Genomic DNA, 16,885 nt, shown 5'->3' with positions numbered 1-16,885 from the left:
ACCTTCCCATGCCCGACGCTCCTCACCTCGCCTCTCCCCACCTCACCCCTCCCCGCCGCCGCAGGCCCCGCAACGGGGTCCGGGCCGTCGCCGCCGTGGGAGTCGTCCTCGCGATCGCCGCGGGCGGCTCGTACGCGGCCGGGTTCGGCCCCTTCGCGCGCGGCGACGACGGACCCGACCCCGCCGCGATGGAACAGGCGCGCGCCTTCCTCGCCGACTGGGCCGCCGGGCGCCTGCCGAGCGCGGCCGGCCGCACCACCGAGCCCGGCAAGGCACAGGAGGTGCTCCAGAGCTTCACCGCGGGGCTCGACATCGAGAAGCCGAAGCTGACGGCGGCGGACGACGGCGCGAAGGAGGAGAAGGACGGCACCCTCGGTGTCCCCTTCACCGCCCGGATGCCGGTCACCGGCCTGGGCACCTGGACGTACGAGTCGCGGCTGCCGTTGCGCGAGCAGGGCGACGGCAGCTGGAAGGTGGACTGGCGGATGTCCCTGGTGCACCCGCGGCTGAGCGAGACGGAGAAGTTCCGCCTGGAGCGCGAGGAGACCGCCCCGCCGAAGGTCACGGACCGTCAGGGGGTCTCCCTCGTGGGCGACGCGTACCCGTCCCTGGCCCCGCTCCTGGGGCGGCTCGCCGGTGACGCGGGCGGCGGCGGTCCGCGCGGCGCGGTCGAGCTGGTCGACCGGGCCAGCGGCGAGACCGTGCGCACCGAGGCGTCCTTCGGCAAGAAGCCCGACCCGGCGACGGCGGGCCGGCCCGTGCGCACCACCCTGGACGCCGGCTGGCAGGCCGCCGCGGAGCGGGCCCTCGGGGAGGCCGACGGCAAGAACGCCTCCCTCGTCGCCCTGCGCGTCGACAACGGCGAGGTCCTGGCCCTCGCCAACTCGCCCTCCTCCGGCTTCAACCGCGCCGCCTCCGGCACCTACGCGCCCGGCTCCACCTGGAAGATCGTCACCAGCAGCGCCCTGCTGCTCAAGGACGCGGTCGCGCCCGACGACGTCGTGGACTGCCCCAAGTACCTGACGGTGGGCAAGGAGTTCCACAACGTGGAGACGTCCGAACACCCCGGCGCCACCTTCCGCAAGGACTTCACCGAGTCCTGCAACACCGCCTTCATCAGCCTGCGCGGCAAGCTCGACGACGCGGAGCTGGGGAAGGTCGCGCGCACCTACTTCGGGGTCGGCCAGGAGTGGCACGTCGGCATCCCGACGTACGACGGCTCGGTGCCGGCGCCCAAGGACGAGACGGAGAAGGCCGCGTCGATGATCGGGCAGGGCCGGGTCCAGGCCAACCCCCTGATCATGGCGTCGGTGACGGCCACCGCGGTGTCCGGCGAGTTCCACCAGCCGTCCGTCACCGCGGGCAACGAGAACGGGACCCGTACCGAGCCGCTCCCGGACGAGGTCGTCACCCAGCTGCGCGGGCTGATGCGGGCCACCGTCACCGACGGCACCGCGCGCGTCCTGGCCGACCTGCCCGGTGAGATCGGCGCCAAGACCGGCACCGCCGAGGTCTCCGACGACCAGGACAACAACGGCTGGCTGGTCGCCCACCGGGGCAACGTCGCCGTCGCCGCCGTCGTCGAGGAGGGCGTCACCGGCGGCGGCTCGGCGGGACCGATCGTGCACAGCCTGCTGTCGGCCGTACCGGAGGACCCGTCCTGATCCCGGCCCGGCTCCGGCGCGGTCCCGGTGCCGACGGCCCGCGGATCAGCCGAGCCGCACCGGCAGCTCCGTCAGCCCCCGCAGCAGGGTGCTGGTGCGCCAGGTGAGCGCCGCCGGGTCGGCGGCGAGGGCGAGCGCGGGGTGCCGTTCGAGGAGCAGGCGTACGGCGACGGCGGCCTCGACGCGGGCCAGCGGGGCGCCCAGGCAGTGGTGCGGGCCGTGGCCGAAACCGAGGTGGCCCCGCGGGCGGCGGCCGATGTCGAAGCGGTCGGGGTCGGGATGGTGCGCCGGGTCGCGGGAGGCGGCGGCGAGGGAGACGAGCACCGAGTCGCCCGCCGCGATCGCGGTGCCCGCCAGCTCCAGGGGCTCGGCCGCGAAGCGGAACGCGGAGGCGTGGACGGGGGAGTTGTGGCGCAGCGACTCCTCCACGGCGCTCTCGGCCAGCTCCGGCTCGGCGCGCAGGCGGGCGAGCTGGTCGGGGTGGGTGAGCAGGCTGTGGACGGTGGCCGAGATCAGGTTGACGGTCGTCTCGTGCCCGGCGACCAGGATGAGGAAGGCCATGCCGAGCAGTTCCCCGGCGGTGAGTTCGCCGGTGTCGGCGGCGGCGACCAGGTCGTCGAGCAGCGTGCCGTCCGGGGTGCGGCGCTTGGCGTCGGTCAGCTCGGTGAGGTAGCCGGTCAGGGCGTCGGCCGCCGACCGGGCCGCCTCCGGCGAGGTGGGCATCACCAGCTCGTTCGACCAGGTGTGGAAGCCCCCGCGGTCGCTCTCCGGGACGCCCAGCAGCTCGCAGATCACCGTGACCGGCAGCGGCAGCGCGTACCGGGCGACCAGGTCGGCCGTGCCCGTTCGCGGCAGCGCGTCCAGCAGGTCGTGCGCGATGCGCTCGACGCGCGGGCGCAGGGCGGCGGTCCGGCCCGGTGTGAAGTGCCCGGCGACCAGCCGGCGCAGACGGGTGTGCTGCGGCGGGTCGCTCTGGAGCATGTTGTGGCCGATGGCGTGCCCGCCGTCGCTCTGCCAGGACGCGGAGTGCCGGATGTCGTTGCGCAGCCGCGGGTCGGCGAGCGCGGCCCGCGCCGCGTCCCGCGTCACCACCAGCCAGCTCTCCCCGCTGCCCGGCACGAGCACCCGATGCACGGCGCCCACGGTCCGCAGGGCGGCCAGTTCCTCGGGGGTGGGCGCGGTCACGGGGCCTCCTGGGAAACTGAGTTAAACGGGGAGTACTCCCCGTTTACTTCGCCGACGATAGCATCGGCACCCGGAGCACGGGGAGCACTCCCCGGTTCGTACGACCCGGAGGGCGAGGATGACCGTCGGCGCACGCGACGGAGCGCCCCGGCAGCGACGTGACGCGCGGCGCAACCGGGAGCTTCTGCAGGAGGCGGCCCACGAGGTGTTCACCGAGCAGGGGCTGGACGCGCCGCTGGACGTGATCGCGCGCCGGGCGGGGGTGGGCAACGCGACGCTCTACCGCCACTTCCCCACCCGCGCCGCCCTGGTGGACGCCGTGTTCCGGGACTCGCTGACGGGCACGATGGACGCCGGTGAGCAGGCCAGGAAGGCCCCGGACGCGTGGGCGGGGCTCACCGCCTACCTGGAGGTGGTCTTCCGTACCCTGGCCGCCGACCGCGGCTCCAACGACCTCATGACCACGCATCTGAGGGGGGTCGAGAGCCTGGAGGCCGTGCACGAGCACAACCGCCGGACCGTGGCCGCCCTGCTGTCCCGCCTCCGCGACGAGGGCACCGTCCGGGCCGACGTCACCACCGAGGACGTGCTGTTCGGACTCGCGGCACTCGGCCGCGCGGTCCCGGCGCTGACCGCCGCGACGGCGACCCCGGACGCGACGGCGACCTCGGATGAGACGGCGACCGCGCCGGATGCCTGGCGCCGCCCCCTCGCCCTCTTCCTGGCGGGTCTGCGCACCGCACCGGCCGCCGCGCCCCTGCCCGCCCCCGCGCTCACCGCCGCCGAACTCGGCGAGGTGCTGCGCGAACTGGGCCCGCACCGCACCCGCGCCGGGGACCGCGAGCCCGGCACGTGAGGCGGGCCGGCCTCAGTCCCGGGAGCCGGTGCCGGGGTCCTCGCGCTTGACCGTCTCGCCCTGGATGACGCGCGGCGTCCCCGGTTCGTCCGCGTCCCTCGTGGCGCGCGCCTCGGCCTTGAGGATGCGGGCCGACCTGCCCGCCGAGCGGGTCAGCTCGGGAAGCTTCTTGACGGCGATGACGGCCGCGACGACGACGAGAATGATCGCGAGCTCGCTGAGTCCGAACACGGCGCTCCCCTGGTGAACGTACGGTGCGGGCCCGCGGCACGGGCCCGCACCCGGAATCTACGGCAGGACCGGCGGACCGGGCAGGCCCCGGGCGCCCGCGGGGTCTCAGAGGTCGAACTCGTGCGGCGGCAGGTCGAGGGCGTAGCACGCCTCGCGGACCACGGCACGCTCGTCCTTGTCGAAGTCCCCGTCGGCGCCGCCGATCACGATGCCGATCTGGATCACGGCCCGTGCCTCGGCGGGCTTCTTCTTCGCCTTGGCGATCTCCTGAAGGATGCCGACCTTGCCGAAGGCGAAGTCGGCGGTCAGCTTGTCCAGGTTGTCCTCGAAGCGGCGGCGCAGGTCGTCGGCGGGGAAGTTCTGCAGCACCTCGTTGGCCGAGATCAGCTGGGCGACCCGCTGCCGCTCCGAGGGGTCGACGCTGCCGTCGGCCGCGGCGACCAGCGCGCACATCGCCATGCTGGCGTCGCGGAAGGCGCCGCTCTTGAGGTCGTTCTTCTTCGCCGCGAGCTGCGTCTGCATCTGCGACGCGGACTCCTTGAAGCGGTCCCACAGGGCCATGAGAACTCCGTACTCCGTACCGGTCGGACGGGAGTCGCAAACGACCCCGGCCCATTGCTCTACATCACTGTAGAAGCTATCAGTCTTCCCCGTCCCCGTCCCCGCCCTCGTCCTCGGAGTCGCCCTCGAAGAGGTCCCCCACCTCGTCGACGGCCTCGGCCGCCACCATCCCCACGGCGATGCCCGCGGCCCCGGCCATGGCGGCGGCACCGACCCCGGACTCGTGGCCGTACACCGCGTGGGAGCCGTACGACGCGCGGTGCTCGACCAGCTCCTGGACCCAGCCGTCGACGAGGGCGGTCCAGTCCCGCGGCCCGGCGGGGCCCTCGTGCGGGACGGTGAAGCGGCTGACCGCGTCGTGGCCGCCGTGGCCGTCGGCGAACGGGCCGCCGCGCTTGTCCGCCTCCAGCACCACTTCGAGGGCGCCCGGCACGGCCAGGAAGGTCAGCTCGATCTCGTCGACCTGGTGGGCGTAGCGCGGGGGCGGTGTCAGCTCGATCTCCTGGTAGAAGGGCAGCCGCTGCCCGGTGCCGCCGATGCGGCCGTACTCCAGGTCGGCGGAGCGGAAGCCGAAGCCGAGCCCGCCGAGGGCCTCCAGGACGGCCTCCTGGGCCGGGAGCGGCGCCACGGTGAGCGGGTCCAGGTCGCCCCGGTCCCGGGCGCCGGCGACGGCCAGCTCGGTGCGCACGCCGAGCACGATGCCCAGCGGCTGCCCGTACAACTCGGTGGCCGGGGTCTCCCAGGGCAGCGTCACCGTGAACGGGATGCTCGTCTCCTCGCCCGCCGCGAGCCGGAAGGCCCCGCCCACGGTGTGCCGGCCGAAGACGACGACGCCCTCGCTGTCGACGCCCTCCCCGTCGCCGTGCTCCTGGTGCTCGGTCTCCACGCGGGCCACCAGCTCCAGCGCGACGTGCTCGACGTCGTGGCCGGCGCTGCCGCCGACCAGGTGGACCCGGCCCGACAGCGTGCCCCCCGGCCGGGCGGCGCCCGGGTCGAGGACCGTGTCCACCGTGGGTCCGCCCACGCCGAGGGAACCGAGCAGCCGCTTGAACACCATCGAGGCGTTCACTCCTTCACGTTCGTGCGGGGAACAACCGGAACCGTCCGGCCGTTCTCTACAGGCGAGTAGAAGCATAGGGGTCCCAGGACTCCCGATCTCTTTGCTCGTCCTTTACCATGAGGGAGAACCCTCGGGCGCCCGGCTGGTACCGGTGCCCACCGACCCCGTTAAGGAGTCCCGTTCCGTAATGGAGCCTCCCAGTACCGGCCGTGCCGCGGCCGGCCCGCCCGTGCCCCCGTATGCGCGTGAGGGAAGCGGGGTGGCACGGTGACCGAGGTCCTGCTGCTCCTGCTGGCCCTCCTCCTCACCCTGGCCTGCGCCGTCTTCGTCGCGGCCGAGTTCTCCCTCACCACCGTCGAGCGCTCCGACCTGGAGCGTGCCGCCGAGTCCGGTGAGCGCGGTGCCGACGGCGCCCTGAAGGCCGTCCGCTCCCTGACCCTCCAGCTGTCCGGCGCCCAGCTCGGCATCACGGTGACCTCGCTGGTCATCGGCATGCTGGCCGAGCCGTCGATCGCGGTGCTGCTGCGCGGCCCGCTGACGGCGATCGGCCTGGGCGGCGCCGCCTCGACGGTGGCGACCCTGCTCGGCGTGGTGCTGTCCACCGTCGTCCTGATGGTCGTCGGCGAGCTGGTCCCCAAGAACTGGGCGATCTCCCGCCCGCTGGCCGTCGCGAAGGTCGTCGCGGGCCCGCAGCGCGGCTTCACCACCGCCTTCGGCCCCTTCATCCGGCATCTGAACAACACGGCGAACCGTTTCGTGCGCCGCTTCGGCCTGGAACCGGCCGAGGAGCTGGCGTCCGCCCGCAGCGCCGAGGAACTGGTCGCCCTCGCCCAGCACTCGGCCGCGGAGGGCGCCCTGGAGGCGGACTCGGCGGAGCTGTTCGTGCGCACCCTGCACCTGAGCGAGCTGACCGCGGAGAACGTCATGACGCCGCGCGTGGACGTCAAGGCCCTGGAGGCCCACGCCACCGCCGCCGACGCCGCGAACCTCTCGCACGCCACCGGCCTGTCCCGCTTCCCGGTCTACCGGGACAGCCTGGACGAGGTCGTCGGCACCGTCCACATCCGCGACGTGCTGGCCCTGGAGCCGGACAGGCGCCGGGCCACCCCCGTCACCGAGCTGGCCACCGCGCCCCTCCTGGTGCCGGACAGCCTGCCCGCCGACCGTCTCCTGGAGCGCATGCGCGCCACCCGCACCATGGCCGTCGTCATCGACGAGTACGGCGGCACGGCGGGCGTGGCGACCGTCGAGGACATCGTCGAGGAGGTCGTCGGCGAGGTGCGCGACGAGCACGACCCGGTGGAGATCCCGGACCTGCTGCCCGCCCCCGCCGGCGCCGACGGCCGCGCGGCCTGGGAGGCCGACGGCTCGCTGCGCCTGGACCACCTGGAGCGCATCGGTTTGACCGCGCCGGAGGGCCCGTACGAGACCCTGGCCGGACTGGTCGCCACCCAGCTGACGCGCATCCCCGCCAAGGGCGACGTGGTCGCCCTGGACGGCTGGCGCATCGACGTCGTCGACGTCGACCACCACCGCGCCGACCGCCTCCGCGTCACGGCCCCCGCGCCGGACGACGCCGCGCCGGCGCACGAACCCGCCTCGCACGAACCCGCCTCGCACGAACCGGCGGCGCACGATGAGCGGGAGCTGGCCCGATGACCGTCGTACAGCTCCTCATCGGCGCGCTGACGCTGCTGACCAACGCGTTCTTCGTGGGCGCCGAGTTCGCCATGATCTCGGTGCGCCGCAGCCAGATCGAGCCGCGCGCGAAGTCGGGCGACAAGCGCGCCCGGATGACCCTGTGGGGCCTGCAGCACATCTCCCAGATGATGGCCACGGCCCAGCTCGGCATCACCGTCTCCTCCCTGGTGCTCGGCGCGGTCGCGGAACCGGCCATCGCGCACCTGATGGAGCCGGTGTTCGAGGCCGTCCACATGCCGCACGCGCTGGTCCACCCGGTCGCCTTCGCGATCGCCCTGGCCCTGGCGACGTACCTCCACATGCTGATCGGCGAGATGATCCCGAAGAACATCGCGCTGGCCGCCCCGGCGACCACCGCGCTGCTCCTGGGCCCGCCGCTGGTCGCCCTCACCCGGGCCCTGAAGCCGTTCGTCTTCGGCATCAACGCCTTCGCCAACACGCTCCTCAAGCTGCTGCGGGTGGAGCCGAAGGACGAGGTCGAGGCCGTCTTCACCGACGACCAGCTGGCCCGCATGGTGGTCGACGCCAGCGAGGCCGGACTGCTCACCCCGGCCGACGGCGAACGCCTGCGCGACGCGCTGGAGCTGGGCACCCGCCCGGTCGGCGAGATCCTGGTCCCGGCCCAGAAGATGCGCACGGTCCCGCACACGGTCACCCCGGCCGAGCTGGAGCGCATGGCCGCCGACGCGGGCTACTCCCGCTTCCCGGTCACCGGCCCCGGCGGCACCGTCCTCGGCTACCTGCACATCAAGGACACCCTGGGCCTGACCGACCGCGAGAGCCCCTTCCCGCGCACGGCCCTGCACCGCGTCACCCGCGTCCGCATCGACACCCCCCTGGACGACACCCTCACCGCCCTGCGCGCCGAGGACAGCCACCTGGCCGCCGTCACCGGCGAGACGGGCTCGGTCCTGGGCTTCGTCACGATGGAGGACGTCCTGACAGAACTGGTGGGCCCGACGACGCCGGTGGCCTGACCCCGGGGACCTCGCCCCGGTGCGGTTCGTCTCCTCCGGCGACGGGGACGTTCGTATCGCCGGAGGAGACGCGCGTGGCCATGGTCGGCCTGTTCTGGATCACCGAGGGGTGTGTGACGGAGGGCGACCCGATCGGCCGGCGCCGGGACGAGCCCGGGGACGTCCCCCCCCGCCAGGGGCCAGCGCCTGGTGCTGCTGCGGGAGTGGACGGCGGCCTCCGTCTGACGGGCCGCCCGGGCGCGGGGCCCCGACCCCCTACCGGGGTATCACCCCGGCTTGGCTCTCCAGGGTGACGGCGCGGCTTCGCCCGGCACCTAGGGTGGTGGCCATGACCTCAGTGGAGGAGCAGCGCCCGCGCGCGCTGCTCGCGGGGGCTTCGCGGCGGTGGGTGCGACTGCTGCCGTGGGCCGTGGCGTTCGTGCTGTGCGTCGCCCTGCTGCCCACCACCATCGTGGTCCTCACCGCCGACTACGGCCTGAACGGCGGCGTCGCGAGCGCGCTGGCCGTCGGGCAGGCGGCACCGCTGCTGCTCGCCGTCGTACGGCCGCTGCATGCCTGGTACCTGGTCTTCGCCGCGGACGTGGCCGGGGCGCTCGCCCTGCTCACCGTCGACTTCCAGGAGCGGCTGCTGTGGCCGTTCCCGCCCATGGGACTCGTCGGGTACGTCGCCCTCTGCCTCGCCCTCGGCCTGCGCGAGCGGACCCGGACGCTGGTGCTGGTGTGGCTGGCGACGGCGGGCGCGAACATCGGGCTGGGGTTCGTCGCCCCCCACGGCGCCGGTGCCAGGGAACTGCTGCTCACCATCCTCGGAGGCATCGCGCTCCTGCTGGGCGGCGTGCTGCGCGAGCGGTACGAGGTGCGGCGCAGGCTGGCCGAGCAGGAGACGATCAGCGAGGCCGAGCGGGGCCGGCGGACGCTGCTGGAGGAACGCGCCCGCATCGCGCGCGAGCTGCACGACGTGGTGGCCCACCACATGTCCGTCATCACGGTGCAGGCGGACACCGCCGAGTACCGCCTCGCGGCGCTGTCGCCGGACGTGCGGGAGGAGTTCACGTCCATCGCGGCGACCGCGCGGGAGTCGCTCGGCGAGATGCGGCGCCTCCTCGGCGTGCTGCGCAACGAGGACGCGCACGGCGAACTCGCGCCCCAGCCCGGCCTCGCGCAGATCGGGCAGCTGGTGGACGCCACGGCGCGGACGGGCGGGCCGGTGGAGTTCACCCCCTGCGACGCCGAGGTGCCCGAGACGGTGGGCCTGTCGGCGTACCGGATCGTCCAGGAGGCCCTCGCGAACGTCGTACGGCACGCGCCGGGGGCCGCGACGCACGTGTCGCTGGCGGTGTCGCGGCCGGCCGACGGGCAGGGCGGGGAGCGGCTCACCGTCCTGGTGGTCAACGATCCGCCGCCCCAGCCGCCCGCCGGGCCGCTGGAAGTGGGCGGCACCGGGCACGGCCTGGTCGGCATGCGCGAGCGGGTGCGGCTCGTCGGCGGCACCCTCGACGCGGGTCCGCTGCCGGACGGCGGCTTCCGGGTCGCCGCGCAACTCCCCCTGACGGAAGAGGACTTCACGTGACGATCCGCGTCATCATCGTCGACGACCAGGCCATGGTGCGGGCGGGCTTCGCCGCGTTGCTGGCCGCCCAGAGCGACATCGACGTGGTGGGCGAGGCTCCCGACGGCGCGCAGGGCGTCGAGCTGAGCCGGCGCACGCATCCCGACGTCGTGCTCATGGACGTGCGGATGCCCGAGATGGACGGCCTGGAGGCCGCGCGCCGTCTGCTGTCGCCCCCGCCGGGGGTGACGCACCGGCCGCGGGTGCTGATGCTCACCACGTTCGACGTCGACGACTACGTGTACGAGGCGCTGCGGGCGGGCGCGAGCGGCTTCCTGCTGAAGGACGCGCCGCCGGCCGACCTCATCGCGGCGGTACGGGTGGTGGCCTCCGGCGACGCGCTGCTCGCCCCCTCCGTGACCCGCCGCCTCATCGCGGACTTCGCCAAGCAGCGCCCCGTGGAACGGGGCAAGCCCGCACTGCGGCTCAAGGGCCTGACGGAACGCGAGACCGAGGTCCTCACCCTGGTCGCCCGCGGCCGCTCCAACTCGGAGATCGCCCAGACCCTGGTGCTGGCCGAGCAGACGGTGAAGACGCACGTGAGCCGCGTCCTGACCAAGCTCGACCTGCGCGACCGGGCCCAGGCGGTGGTCTTCGCGTACGAGTCGGGGCTGGTGGCCCCGGGGGAGTAGTACGGCCCTCCTCCTCCCCCTACCGCGGTAGGGGTTCCACATTGGCTCCCGGGTATGACGCCCGGCGCCGAGCCGTCCCCGCACTCTTCCCCTCGTCACACAGACGCACCTGACGCACGGATGAGGGAGACGGCACCATGAGGCTACGCAAGGGCAAGCGGCAGCAGGCGGGCGACCGGGCGGGGGTGGACCACCGCTCCGGGGCCCCGGCCGCCACGCCCGGCCTCGCCGTCGAACTGCGCGGGGTCCGGCGCCAGTACGGCCGCGGCGCGGGCACTGTGCACGCGCTGGCGGGCGTCGACCTCGGCCTCCCGCGCGGCACCTTCACCGCCGTCATGGGCCCGTCCGGGTCAGGCAAGTCGACGTTCCTGCAGTGCGCCGCCGGGCTCGACCGGCCGTCGGCGGGATCGGTGCGCCTCGGCGGCACGGAGATCACCGGCATGAACGAGAACGAGCTGACCGAGCTGCGCCGCAGCCGCCTCGGCTTCGTCTTCCAGGCGTTCAACCTGCTGCCCTCGCTGACCGTGGAACAGAACGTCCTGCTGCCCCTGCGCCTGGCCGGGCGGCGGCAGGACCGCGGCCGGGCGGCGGCGGTCCTCGCGCAGGTCGGGCTCGCCGACAAGGCGCGGCGCCGGCCCGGCGAACTGTCCGGCGGCCAGCAGCAGCGCGTGGCCGTCGCCCGCGCCCTGGTCACCACCCCCGACGTGATCTTCGCCGACGAGCCGACCGGCGCCCTCGACACCGGCACCGCCGCCGAGGTTCTCGGGCTGCTGAGGCACGCGGTGGACACCCTCGGCGCCACCGTCGTCATGGTCACCCACGACCCGGCCGCGGCCGCCTGGGCCGACCGTGTGCTGTTCCTCGCCGACGGGGCCTTCGCCGACCAGCTGGAGCGGGGTTCGGCGGAGCGGATCGCGGCCCGGATGACCGCGCTCACCGGCCGTACCCGGGCGATGGCCGGGGCCGGCGCGGGGGTGGCGGCATGAGCGTCAAGCCCAACGGCCTCGCCCGCGCGGCCGTGCGCTTCAAGCCCGCCTCGTTCGCGGGCACGTTCGTCGCGCTGATGATGTCGGCGCTGATCGTCGCGGCCTGCGGGGTACTGCTGGAGACCGGCATCCGTGCCTCGGTACCGGCGGAGCGGTACGCGAACGTGCCGGTCGTCGCGGCGGCCGACCAGTCCGCGCGCGTCGTCGCCGACACCGTCGACGGCCCCGAGGAAACCGCCTACCCGCTGCCGGACACCGCCCGCGTGGACGCGGGGCTCGCGGCGAAGGCCGCCGAGGTGCCGGGCGCGGCCACCGCCGTACCGGACTTCACCTTCCCGGTGCACGGGGGCGCCGCCGCCTCCGGCGGGCTCACCGGCCACGGCTGGGGCTCGCACGCCTTCACCGGCACCGCGCTGTCCAAGGGCGCCGCACCGCACCCGGGCGAGGTGGTCCTCGGCGCCGACGCGGCCCGCGCCGCGCGGCTCGGCGTCGGCGACACCGTCGCGCTGGAGACGGCCGCCGGGCCCGCCGCATTCCGGGTTTCCGGGCTGGCCGAGGCCGGTGCCGGGGACACCGCGGGCGAGGGGGCGGGCGGCGGGGGCACGGCCTGGTTCGCCGACGCCGAGGCGTCCGTGCTGGCCGGGCACCCCGGCAAGGCCGACGCCGTCGCCGTCCTGGCCGAGGAGGGCGTCGACACGGACGCCCTGGCCGCCGCCGTGGGCAAGGCCCTCACCGGGTCCGGCGCGCAGGTGCTCACCGGTGACGACCGCGGCGAGGTCGAGGACCACGGGCTGGCGTACGCCAAGGAGACGCTCTTCGCGGTCGGCGGCTCCTTCGGCGGGATCGCCACCCTGGTCGCGGTCTTCACCGCGGCCGGTACGGTCGCGCTCTCCGTCGGCCAGCGCACCCGCGAGTTCGCGCTGCTGCGCGCCGTCGGGGCGACCCCGCGGCAGATCCGGCGCGCGGTCGCCGCCGAGGCGCTGCTCGTCGCCCCGCTCGCCGGGCTGCTCGGCTGCCTGCCGGGCATCGGGCTCGCGCACTGGTGGTTCGGCCAGATGCAGGACCGCGGGGCCGTCCCGGAGGCCGTCGGCCTGCACGTCTCGGGATTCCCGCTGCTGGCCGCCGTCGGCGTGGGGCTGCTCACGGCGCTCGGTGCCGGCTGGGCGGCCGGGCGCAGGCCCGCGCGGATCAAGCCGGGCCAGGCGCTCGCCGAAGCCTCGGTGGAGCGGCTGCGGCCGGGTGTCGTCCGTACGGTCCTCGGTCTCGCCGCGGTCGGCGGCGGTTCGGTGCTCGCCGGTGTGGCGGCCTCCGCCGCCGGTTCCGACGCGGCCAACGCCTCCCTCGGCGTCGTCATGCTCTTCATGCTGGCCGTCGCCCTGCTCGGGCCGGTCCTGGCCCGGCTGTGCGCGGCACTGTTCGGCCTGCTGCTGCGCGGCGGCGGCGCCTCCGCGTCGCTGGCCGCCGCCAACTCCCGTACCAACGCGCGCCGGCTGGCCTCCGCGATCACCCCGATCGTGCTGGCGATGGCCTTCGCGTCGACGCTGGTCTTCATGCACACCAGCGAGAGCCACGTCGCCTCGGAGCAGCTCCGCGAGGGCGTCACGGCGGACCACGTCATCACGGACCCGGCGGGCCTGCCCGCCGACGCCGCCGACCGGGCCGCCCGCGCCCCCGGTGTGGACGCGGCCGTGAGCCTGCTGGACACGCAGGTGCTGGTGCCCGTACGCGGCGGCGGCGAGACCTCGTTGCAGGGGACGGCGACGCAGGGCGTCTCGGGCTCCGGCGCGCAACTCGCCAAGGTCCAGGACCTGGACGTGCGCGAGGGCAGCCTGGACCGTGTGGGCCCGGGCCGTATCGCCATCGACCGGACCCTCGCCACCGCCACCGACGTCGGTCTCGGCGACAAGCTGTCGCTCTACCTCCCCGACGGCACGAAGGCCGCCCCGCAGGTCGTCGCGGTCTACGGCCGCGGCCTGGGCCTGCCGGCGGTGACCATGGACCGCGCGTCCCTGGACGGCCATGTCACGTCCGCCTTCGCCGACACCCTGCTGGTCAGCGGCGGCGACGCCGAACCGCTCACCGCGCTCGGCGAGGTCACCGACGCCTCCGGCTACGCGCTCGCGCAGAACGTGGACCGCGAGTTCGGCGCCTGGGCCAACTACATGATGGCCGCCGTCCTGGGCGGCTTCGCCGCCGTCGCCGCGGTCAACACCCTGGTGATGACGGTCCTGGACCGCCGCCGCGAGCTGCACACCCTCCGCCTCGTCGGCTCCACCCGGCGCCAGGTGCTGCGCATGCTGGGCTGGGAGAGCCTGCTGGTGTCGGCGGCGGGCGTGGCCCTGGGCACCGCCATCGCCATGATCACCCTGACCCCGATGATGCGCGGCCTGACCGGCGAGTTCCCGCACGTGCCCCCGCTGCTCTACGCCGCCTTCGCCGCCAGCGCGGGCGCCCTCGCCCTGGCCTCCGTCACCCTCCCGGCCCGCACGGCCCTGCGCGACCGGGGCGCGTGAACACCGGCCGATCACCCGGACCCGCCCTGCCCACCGCGGACCCGCCCCCGCAAGGAGCGCCTGCCGGCGGCCGGGTGCCGCCGCCCCGGCCGGCGGCGGTTCGGCTGCGGGGGCGTGGCTGCTGCGTGGACCTGGTCGGCGTCCGGGACGCGGCCGTTGTACGGGAACCCAGCCGGCCGGGAGGCGCAGGCCGTGATGGTCCTCCAGCCGCTCGTCCGGTTGCGGGGTCGCCGGCCGCACGCCGGGCAGGGCCCGTCAGCCGTTCGCCCGGCCGTGAGGGCCGTGTGCCGCGAGGGCGTCGGCGGGCCGCCGGGCGTGTACCGGCCCGGCGGCCCGCGTCTCCCCCGCCCGCCCCGGCGTCAGCCGGTTCGCAGGGCGTCCGCCGGAGGGGTCCGCAGGGCGTGACGGGTGGGGAGTTCGATGGTGAGGTACGCCGTCAGCACCACCGTCGCCGCCACCGCCGGGAGGAGCCAGGCCGGGCCCGCCGGCCAGGGGTGGCCGAGGAAGCCCTGGCCGAGGAGGGCCAGGGGCACGGCGGACAGCAGGAGGCCGGAGACGAGGGCCGCGGCGGCGATCACCGCGGCCTCGCGGCGCATCATCGCGCGGATCTGCCGCGGGGTCGTGCCCACCAGGCGCAGCGCGGCGATCTCCGCCCGGCGCTGGGCGGTGGCGGCGACCAGCTTGTTGGCGATGCTCAGCAGCAGATAGCCGAGGAGCACCACGACCACCGCCAGGTTGATCCACACCTCGGGCGGCGCGTCCGCACCGGTGGCGTCCGGGGCGGTGCTCGCGACGGCGAGCCCGGGACGGCCGGCGGCCAGGTGGGCGAGCGCCCGCCCCGCCTCCCGCGTGCCGTCGGTGCGGACCAGGGCCCGCTGGTCGAGGCCGGTCGTGGTGTGCCCGGCGGCCAGTTCGCGGGAGAGGACGACCGGGCCGAAGCCCAGCCCCCGGTCGTACACGGCGACGACCCGGGCGTCGACGCGCGCCCCGTCGCCGAGCACCAGCCGCACCCGCTTGCCGAGCCCGGCGCCGCGCGTGCGGGCCGCCTCGCGGCTGACGGCGACCGTCGCCCCGGTCAGCCGGTCCAGGCCGCCGTCCGTCACCCCGAGGTCCACGACGTCCCCGGCGTCCGGCGCCAGGATCATCGCCGGGGCCGACTCGGCCGCGGGCTCGCCCAGCTCCTCGTACTCCCACACCACCGTGGTCGTCCCCGCCGGTTCCGCCGCCCGTACGCCGGGCACGTCCCGCACGGCGGACAGGGTGCCGTCGGGCAGCCCGCCCAGGGCCGGTGCCGTCAGCTCGTACTGGGCGAGGGTGCCGGTGCGGGTGTCCTCGGAGGTGGCGGCCAGCACCGTGGTCTGGGTGAGGGTGTAGGTCAGCACGAAGACGATGCCCATGGCCAGCGGACTGACCACCCCCGACAGCCGCAGGGCGTAGGCCCGTACGTTGGACAGCGCCAGCCACGTCGGCGCCGCCACCCCGGGCCGCAGCCGCCGTACGACGGCCTCGCCCGCGCTCCGGACCAGCGCCGGGCCGGAGAGCGACAGGCCGATCGCGGCGAGGATGCCCGCGATGGACGTGACCGCGGCCCCGAGGACCGTCCGGGACAGCAGCGGCACCACCGAGAGCGCACAGGCACCGAGGATCAGCAGCAGCCCAGCGGTGGTCCGCCCCCGCGGCGGTGTGCGCGGCTCGCTGCGCGACTCGGCGACCGCCTCGGTGGCGGGCATCCGCGAGGTGCGCCAGGCCGCGCACCGGGCGGAGAACCGTACGGCCGCCACCACCAGGAGCAGGGTGGCGAGCGCGGGCAACGGGCTCAGCGCGAGCGGGAGTTCGTCCGGGAGGACGTCGCGGCCGGCCAGCATGTCCCGGAAGCGTCCCGCCAGCAGGTAGCCGACCGCCACGCCCGGCACCAGCGCGATCACCGCGACGACCGTCGACTGCGCGGCGGCCAGGCGGCGGATCTGCTTCGGGGTCGCGCCGACGGCCCGCATCAGCGCCAGGTCGCGGCGCTGCCCGGCGATGGTCACGCCCAGCGCGCCCGCGACGACGAACCCGGTGATCAGCAGCACGATCCCGCCGAGCGAACCGGCGAGCAGGATCAGCAGCGAGCGCGCCGACCCCACACCGGGTGCCACCGCCTCGCCCCGGTCCGCGCCGGTGGTCACCTGCAGACCGGTGCCCGCCACTTCCTCGCGGACGGCGGCGGCGACCCGTTCTCCGACACCGTCGGCGGCCCGCAGGCCGACCAGGTCGACGGTCCCGGCGCGCGGGCCCTCGCTCCCGGCGTCGCGCCCGGCCAGCGCGGCGGCCGTCCGGTCCGCGAAGTAGACGCCGCCCGCGCCCGGGGCGTCGACCAGTGCGGAGACCCGGTAGTACGCGGCGGGGCGGCCGTTCGCCACGACCCGGACCCGGTCGCCCACCGCGAGGCCCGCCGCGTCGGCCGCCGTCGCGTCCACGGCGACCCCCTTCGCGCCGGACGGCGCCCGCCCCTCGACCCGCGCGCCCGCCAGCAGCCGCGTCGAGGACCAGCCGTGGCCCGCGGTGGCCGGGTCCTGAGCGACGGGGACGGGCCGGCCACGCCCGTCGAGCAGCGCGGCGGGGAAGCCGATGTCGCCGACGGCCGCGGTGACGCCGGGCAGGGCGGCCAGCCGGTCGACGAGCGAGGCCGGGACCGCGGCCCGCTCGGGCAGCGCGATCGGCAGGTCACCGCTCGGGTGGAACTCCTGCTCGGCGGCGACCACGACGTCCGCGCCGCCGAGCCGACCGGGCGGCAGCTGCGAGCGCAGCCCGGACTCGGCGAGCACGCCGGTGGTGGTGATCAGGGCCGCGCCGCCGAGCACCGCGCACGCCACGGCGAGCAGTGCGGTGATCCGGTGCGCGGCCATGCGCAGGGCGAGGTGCAGCATG

At 75.4% G+C, this 16,885-nt stretch carries 13 protein-coding genes; 8 read left to right on the top strand and 5 right to left on the bottom strand.

Annotated elements, in window-relative coordinates; translation table 11 throughout:
* The first annotated feature begins 8 nt into the window (after positions 1-8).
* Entirely contained in the window at positions 9-1,664 is a 1,656-nt protein-coding gene (locus ACZ56V_RS14115; protein ID WP_468942221.1) for a penicillin-binding transpeptidase domain-containing protein, read from the top strand.
* 45 nt (positions 1,665-1,709) lie between these two features.
* Here ACZ56V_RS14115 and ACZ56V_RS14110 read toward each other — a convergent pair whose 3' ends face one another.
* A complete protein-coding gene (locus tag ACZ56V_RS14110; RefSeq protein WP_468942218.1) occupies positions 1,710-2,849 on the bottom strand; it encodes a cytochrome P450 family protein in 1,140 nt (379 codons plus the stop codon).
* 118 nt (positions 2,850-2,967) lie between these two features.
* Between ACZ56V_RS14110 and ACZ56V_RS14105 the strand changes: the two genes are divergently transcribed.
* On the top strand, positions 2,968-3,705 hold the full coding sequence (locus ACZ56V_RS14105; RefSeq protein ID WP_468942215.1) for a TetR/AcrR family transcriptional regulator: 738 nt from the start codon (positions 2,968-2,970) through the stop codon (positions 3,703-3,705).
* Positions 3,706-3,717: 12 nt separating this feature from the next.
* Here the strand turns inward: ACZ56V_RS14105 and ACZ56V_RS14100 are convergent, their stop codons facing one another.
* The 3 genes from ACZ56V_RS14100 to ACZ56V_RS14090 all read right to left on the bottom strand — a co-directional run bounded on the left by ACZ56V_RS14100 (position 3,718) and on the right by ACZ56V_RS14090 (position 5,554).
* On the bottom strand, positions 3,718-3,936 hold the full coding sequence (locus ACZ56V_RS14100; RefSeq protein WP_398911571.1) for a twin-arginine translocase TatA/TatE family subunit: 219 nt from the start codon (positions 3,934-3,936) through the stop codon (positions 3,718-3,720).
* Between the two features lie 105 nt (positions 3,937-4,041).
* On the bottom strand, positions 4,042-4,497 hold the full coding sequence (locus ACZ56V_RS14095) for a tellurite resistance TerB family protein (protein ID WP_468942212.1): 456 nt from the start codon (positions 4,495-4,497) through the stop codon (positions 4,042-4,044).
* A 79-nt stretch (positions 4,498-4,576) separates the two neighbouring features.
* Positions 4,577-5,554 (bottom strand): sporulation protein, encoded by a 978-nt coding sequence (locus ACZ56V_RS14090; protein WP_468942668.1) that lies wholly within the window; start codon positions 5,552-5,554, stop codon positions 4,577-4,579.
* A 270-nt stretch (positions 5,555-5,824) separates the two neighbouring features.
* Between ACZ56V_RS14090 and ACZ56V_RS14085 the strand changes: the two genes are divergently transcribed.
* From ACZ56V_RS14085 to ACZ56V_RS14060, 6 genes are all read left to right on the top strand, one after another.
* A complete protein-coding gene (locus tag ACZ56V_RS14085; protein ID WP_467378869.1) occupies positions 5,825-7,216 on the top strand; it encodes a hemolysin family protein in 1,392 nt (463 codons plus the stop codon).
* Entirely contained in the window at positions 7,213-8,235 is a 1,023-nt protein-coding gene (locus ACZ56V_RS14080) for a hemolysin family protein (RefSeq protein ID WP_398911573.1), read from the top strand. The genes ACZ56V_RS14085 and ACZ56V_RS14080 overlap by 4 nt, the downstream gene beginning before the upstream one ends.
* Before the next feature lie 328 nt (positions 8,236-8,563).
* Positions 8,564-9,805 (top strand): sensor histidine kinase, encoded by a 1,242-nt coding sequence (locus ACZ56V_RS14075; protein WP_467378873.1) that lies wholly within the window; start codon positions 8,564-8,566, stop codon positions 9,803-9,805.
* Positions 9,802-10,476, top strand: coding sequence for a response regulator (locus ACZ56V_RS14070; protein ID WP_467378875.1), 675 nt, complete (start codon positions 9,802-9,804; stop codon positions 10,474-10,476). The genes ACZ56V_RS14075 and ACZ56V_RS14070 overlap by 4 nt, the downstream gene beginning before the upstream one ends.
* 137 nt (positions 10,477-10,613) lie before the next feature.
* Positions 10,614-11,462 carry an ABC transporter ATP-binding protein gene (locus ACZ56V_RS14065; RefSeq protein ID WP_398911579.1) on the top strand — a complete coding sequence of 283 codons (849 nt, stop codon included), beginning with the start codon at positions 10,614-10,616 and terminating at the stop codon, positions 11,460-11,462.
* Entirely contained in the window at positions 11,459-13,975 is a 2,517-nt protein-coding gene (locus ACZ56V_RS14060; RefSeq protein ID WP_467378878.1) for an ABC transporter permease, read from the top strand. The genes ACZ56V_RS14065 and ACZ56V_RS14060 overlap by 4 nt, the downstream gene beginning before the upstream one ends.
* A gap of 359 nt (positions 13,976-14,334) precedes the next feature.
* Here ACZ56V_RS14060 and ACZ56V_RS14055 read toward each other — a convergent pair whose 3' ends face one another.
* Positions 14,335-16,884 (bottom strand): FtsX-like permease family protein, encoded by a 2,550-nt coding sequence (locus tag ACZ56V_RS14055; RefSeq protein WP_468942205.1) that lies wholly within the window; start codon positions 16,882-16,884, stop codon positions 14,335-14,337.
* Position 16,885 lies beyond the last annotated feature (1 nt).

This window comes from Streptomyces sp. NPDC034099 (genome assembly GCF_055575415.1).
Note: the sequence above shows the minus strand (reverse complement) of the source record. Positions and strands in the feature narration are given on the sequence as shown.